The sequence below is a fragment of the Roseofilum sp. genome, from assembly GCF_982964205.1.
Map to the genome: position 1 here is coordinate 1 of NZ_CEZBFX010000186.1, position 5,554 is coordinate 5,554.

The window sequence follows — 5,554 nt, forward strand, 5'->3', positions numbered from 1 at the left end:
GATAATTGGCAGATTTCCTATTCATTGAACTCGGAGAGTGACAGAAGAGGGATATAGCGATTCTCTTTTCTATGAAGTACAGCTTGAAGCCTTAGACCCTAAGCAATACAAGCTTTTGACTATTGCAAAGCAAGCCTATTGCCTACCGCGAAGTGCTATATATTTCCGAGATCGTCTCTTCTGCTAGACCAAACGATAGGGTCATTCCCGCACCACTGAGGGCGTTAACAATGGTCACGCCCGATTCTGGATGTAAAATCAATTCAGTTGATCCGGGTAACTTGGCATACACACCGTGCCATGTCTGGGCAATATCTAGGGAAGGAGGTTGGACAAAGCCTTTTAAGTAGTTGAGAATGTAGTTGTTCAGATCGGCGCGATCGAAGGGGTGAGGACACCAACCATATTCGTGAGTGTCGCCAATAATTAATTCTCCTAATCCATTTTGCGACATCATGACGTGAATTCCCCATTCTGGAAAATAGGGAGTTTCTTTAGCAATGCGTTCTTTGAGAGCAGGAAGGGAGGGACAGTCTGCAAACGCACTGTAATGGGTTAGGGTTAATCCTCCGCAAAGTGCTGCACCGAGTCGCCAGTTGTTGGGTTGGGGAGCCGTTCGCATCATTTGCAGTTTAACTTTGGTGATGCCGCTCTTGGCGTAGTGTTGGGGATAGAGGGTTTCAAAGTCTGCACCCGAACAGACGAAAATGCGATCGCCTCGCCACTGCTCTCCCCCGGCAATTGCCACCCGATCCGCGATCGAGGTTACGACTGTGCCAAATTTGAACGTTACCCCATAGGCTTTACTGAGATAATCGGGTAATTTGGCGATCGCTTCTCTGGGGTCTACAATCACTTCTGTGGAACTCCACAGCGCCCCTAATAACCCTTCCTTAACTACGGCTGGACTCTTCTCTAAGACTTGATTCGGGGTCAGTAACGCTACAGAATGGGTAGAAGCTCTAATGCTGACAAATTCCTCTAAAACCGCCATCTCATCTTTACGATAGGCCAGATGTAGCGATCCGGCTTTTTCTGCGTGAAATCCAGCCTGAGCCGACAGTTCCAGCCAAATTTGTCGAGAGTTGAGAGCGCGATCGCCTAATGGTCCTAAGGGTTGTCCCACAGGCCAGACCATGCCAAAATTGCGAATTGATGCACCAATTGCCTGGGGATTCCGTTCAAAAACAACAACCTTGAGTCCTCGTTTGGCACAGGCTAAAACATGAGCTAAACCAACAGTACCTGCACCAATAATTAATACATCAGCCTGATTTTGTGAAGTCATGAGTTACTACGTTAATAAATCAGAGGAATAGATAAGAAAACACCAAATTCTTGGGCTAAATTACAACTGACACGACCATGAACTTTACCTTGTTCATCGTGAAATTTGGCTCGGTCTGCCAGGGGAAATACAGCCTCATGCCACACATTAGGATGAATATATAATCCCTGGTGACCTTCGACATAGAACGCGATAAAGTCTTCTGGTTTAACATCGTCTCCGGGTAAAGCGAGGGGAACGACAAAGGGCGTATTGTCTAAGGGAAAAAACAGTTGTCCACCATCGGGGTGATAATTGGCGTGCCAGAGTAAGACCTGAGAGCGTCCTGATTCTGGTGTAGTTTGAGCTTGGGCATTTCCTGGGTTTGTAGACCAACCCAAGAGATAGCGATCGCCCACCGCTTGATTATGACCATAAAGGAGCTCTCCTTCCCACCAAAATTCAAAGATCCCTTGGGTTGTTCCGCCTTGGTTACCTGTTTCGGGATCGAGTTTTCGCCATCCTTGGGCTGGCCAGGTCACAATTTCAATGGAATAGTCCTCATAATCATCCACCAATTGACCATATCCAGCTAGAGATTCTGGTGTTGCTTTGACTAAGGGAACTTCCACCCACGGTAGTTCTGGGGGAACATCAGGAGCCAGGTAGTTAATGGAATGATCTAAAGTTTTCATCATCGTAATTCTTGGGATCATCCTGTGATTTTTTCTTTCAACTCCCACAGAGAATCCAACAATCCATCATTGGGATATTGGGCTAACTGTTCTCGGCGATGAGTTCCATTAGTTACCCCCAAAGTCATCAAACAATGGGCATTCAACCCCGCTTCTAAATCCGAGGGAGTATCCCCAACTACAATTACAGTTTGGGGATTCTTGACCCCAAGTTTGTACATCGCTTTCTGAATCATATAGGGAGCTGGGCGACCTTCGTTATTATAAATCTCTGAGGGTGTAACCGAGACTTGGATATAAGAGTGTTCTGAGCCAACATAATCTTGATTTAACCCTTTATCCCATCCCAAACGACGCAAGATAATATCCGTTACCTCACGATAAAACCCTGTGTTTAACCCAATCTTAATTTCCTCAAACTTTAGCCAGTCAAACAGTTCTAAGCATCCTTCTGTCGGTTCAACCGGTTGGGTTTGATAATGATGTTCTAAGGTTTCCTTAAACCGTTGATAAGAAACCTCGACATTTTGCTGATAATCTGGGCGATCTTCACCGAGTTGTTCTCGCCACAACGTTTGAAATACCAGCTTTTTCGACCATCCCATCATGGCATTCACGCGATCGCCGGAAGCCTGTAAACCCGTTTGTTCGGCAGCCACAAAGAAACAGTTTTGTACTTCATTGTTATCCTTGACCGTTGTACCTGCCATGTCAAAGATCACCAGTTCCACATTAGGAGTAGAAGACATTCAAGTGACTCCTCCAATGAGTCAGTTTGTCTCTACTAGGATACCTTAAAACGGACCCTATTCCCTAGTTCCTATTCCCTAGTTCCTAGTTCCTATTTCTTCCCTACCCATTCATAAACTTCAAAGGTTGCTGTATCGCAATGGGTACAACCGCCACATTTTTGCCCTTCTAGACTTACCGGGCGTACTCTGCCTTTATAGACTAATTTATTGAGCATTGCCCGCAAAGCATCAGGATCGCTGCGAAAGTGGGTTTCGAGTTCGGCTAGAGAGACTTTCTGTTTTTGGGCGAGGTAGTTTTGTAATTCTAGAATCATGGCTTCAATTAATAATTAATAATCAATAGACTTCTTGTAGAAGTTAGGCAATAGGCAATAGACATAAGACTGTATTGCTATTCATTTCTGCAAGAGGTCTAATACTTTTGGGAATAGGGAACGGGGAATCTCTGCTTCCCCGTTCCCTATTCCCATCCCCTTGTCTGCACTAAATGGGGCTTTCAGACTGGCGGTGGGCTTTCAACTGGGGATTCAACATTTTCAGAGCGAAGAAGACACCGATGCTAATCACCAACATACTTAAAAGCCATACACTAGCGAAGGTAGGTTGAACACTCAATTGAGTAATTTGATAGAAACTGGTGGCGACGATGTAGGCTAAACCTGTTGTCCATGAAGCAACAAAGATTGTCCATTGCCAGTTGGTTTCCCGGTAAACGGCTGCGGTGGCAGCGACACAGGGGAAATAGAGCAACACAAATAAGAGGTAAGCAAAGGCTCCAGCTTTGCCATCAAACCGGCGTACCATGGCTCCAAATGTGCCTAAAGCAACTTCCTGTTCTTCCGAGGCCGTTTCTACATCTGAGGTATTGCCAATATTCAATCCTAGGGGGTCTAGTAAGGTACCAGGAACGTCAGCTAAGTTAGCGGGAATAGTGGCGAAAGCTTCTTGGATACCGCCCCAGAAACTAAAGCCTCCTTCTTCCTCTTCTAATTCGGGATTATCAGTAATGGCTAATTGTCCGTAAATGGAATCGAGTGTGCCTACCATGGCTTCTTTAGCAAAGACACCGGTAAAGATTCCCACAGTAGCGGGCCAATTTTCCTGGGTAACGCCCATGGGAGCAAAAATGGGAGTTACAGATTGACTGGCAGCGCTTAGGATGGATTGGTCGCTATCTTGATTACCAAATGAACCATCCGTTCCTAAGGAGTTGAGTAATCCGAGGATGGTGACCATGATAATAATGACTTTTCCGGCTTTCAAGAGAAATGCCCGTAGCCTATCCCAGGTGCGAATCATGACCCCTTTGAATCGAGGAATGTGGTAGGGAGGAAGCTCCATAACAAAGGGAGAAATTTCGCCTTTGAGGATGGTGTTTTTCATCACCAGTCCGGTGAAGATGGCAAAGGCAATACCGAGGAGATAAAGGCCAAAGACGATATTTTGACCGCCCAGGGGAAAGAAGGCAGCCGCAAAGAGGGCGTAAACCGGAAGCCTTGCACCACAGGACATGAAGGGATTCATGAGAATGGTCATGAGGCGATCGCGGGAATTTTCCAATGTGCGGGCGGCCATAATTGCTGGTACATTGCAGCCAAAGCCGACTAACATGGGCACAAAGGATTTTCCGGGTAAGCCCACAAACCGCATCATTCGATCCATAACAAAGGCGGCTCGTGCCATGTAGCCAGAATCTTCGAGTATCGATAAGAACAGGAACATGAAGCCAATAACAGGAATAAATGTGGCGACGGTTTGCACACCACCACCAGCACCGTCAGCTAACAGGGCGATCGCCCATCCAGGGAAGCGGAGGCTTTCGAGCAGTTGCCCCAATCCGTCTACAAAGATTGTCCCAGCAACGATATCAAAAAAGTCAATAAAGGCACTGCCAACATTGATCGTAAATAGGAACATCAGATACATGATGCCTAAGAAAATAGGAATCCCCAGCCAACGGTTGAGGACAATCGCATCGAGCTTATCGCTCATGGACTGACTCACTTCTCCCGTGCGTTGACTGGCTTCTTGGGTCACGGTTTGAATAAAGCCGTAGCGACTATCGGCAATCAGGATATCTAGATCTTCTCCTAAGACTTGATGAATACTACGCCGATGTTTAGCGATCATTTCGGTGAGCGCTGGAGTAACGAGTTCACCGACTCCCCGTTCATCGTATTGCAGCAAGTTTAGAGCCGTCCAGCGAGGTTCGACGATCCGATTGGTCGTGTTTTGAGTCAGGTAAGGGACGATTTCAGCTAAGGCATCTTCGATGACTGCTGGATAAGCAACGTAACTGGCAGGATGGGTTAAGTTCTCTAGGATGTGACCGACGAGATCGACTAAAGAGCCAATTCCTTCGCGATCGCTGGCAATCAGGGGCAGAACAGGAACGCCTAAGCGATCGGCTAAACGATCTGCATTAATATCGATACCCCGCTTCTGGGCAATATCGATCATATTCAGAGCGACAACCATCGGTAGGCGCATTTCCATCAACTGAGTCGTTAGATAAAGATTGCGCTCTAGATTGGAGGCATCAATGATATTAATTACTAATTGTGCTTCTCCAGAAAGGAGATAATCTCGCGCCACCAACTCATCCATCCCGGTGGCACTTTCTTCGGCATCCAGGGAATAGACCCCTGGCAAGTCTACCAGGGTAATGGTCGATTGATTAATCTTAAACTGCCCTTCTTTGCGATCGACTGTAACCCCCGGCCAGTTTCCTGTCCGTTGGTTGGCTCCAGTGAGGGCGTTAAATAGGGTGGTTTTTCCGCAGTTGGGATTACCAATTAAGGCAACAATGGGTTTGAGCATGGCTAGGGTTTTAATGTGGG

5 protein-coding genes are annotated in these 5,554 nt (G+C 46.7%); all 5 read right to left on the minus strand.

Features of this window, described 5'->3' with window-relative positions:
• Positions 1-142: 142 nt before the first annotated feature.
• The gene (locus tag AC3A14_RS23850) at positions 143-1,288 is read right to left on the minus strand and encodes a TIGR03364 family FAD-dependent oxidoreductase (RefSeq protein ID WP_318734052.1); all 1,146 of its coding nucleotides are present in this window, start codon (positions 1,286-1,288) and stop codon (positions 143-145) included.
• 11 nt (positions 1,289-1,299) lie between these two features.
• Complete coding sequence (locus AC3A14_RS23855; RefSeq protein WP_318701946.1) at positions 1,300-1,965, minus strand: ureidoglycolate lyase; 666 nt, start codon at positions 1,963-1,965, stop codon at positions 1,300-1,302.
• Between the two features lie 14 nt (positions 1,966-1,979).
• Positions 1,980-2,711, minus strand: coding sequence for an HAD hydrolase-like protein (locus AC3A14_RS23860; protein ID WP_318701945.1), 732 nt, complete (start codon positions 2,709-2,711; stop codon positions 1,980-1,982).
• 92 nt (positions 2,712-2,803) lie between these two features.
• Positions 2,804-3,028 (minus strand): FeoC-like transcriptional regulator, encoded by a 225-nt coding sequence (locus AC3A14_RS23865; RefSeq protein WP_318701944.1) that lies wholly within the window; start codon positions 3,026-3,028, stop codon positions 2,804-2,806.
• A gap of 169 nt (positions 3,029-3,197) precedes the next feature.
• On the minus strand, positions 3,198-5,534 hold the full coding sequence (feoB, locus tag AC3A14_RS23870; RefSeq protein ID WP_413039184.1) for a Fe(2+) transporter permease subunit FeoB: 2,337 nt from the start codon (positions 5,532-5,534) through the stop codon (positions 3,198-3,200).
• Positions 5,535-5,554: the final 20 nt, after the last annotated feature.

Coding starts and splice junctions, on each gene's coding strand:
- AC3A14_RS23850 (WP_318734052.1), bottom strand. CDS start 1,288: ATGACTTCACAAAATCAGGCTGATGTATTAATTATTGGTGCAGGTACT.
- AC3A14_RS23855 (WP_318701946.1), bottom strand. CDS start 1,965: ATGATGAAAACTTTAGATCATTCCATTAACTACCTGGCTCCTGATGTT.
- AC3A14_RS23860 (WP_318701945.1), bottom strand. CDS start 2,711: ATGTCTTCTACTCCTAATGTGGAACTGGTGATCTTTGACATGGCAGGT.
- AC3A14_RS23865 (WP_318701944.1), bottom strand. CDS start 3,028: ATGATTCTAGAATTACAAAACTACCTCGCCCAAAAACAGAAAGTCTCT.
- feoB (WP_413039184.1), bottom strand. CDS start 5,534: ATGCTCAAACCCATTGTTGCCTTAATTGGTAATCCCAACTGCGGAAAA.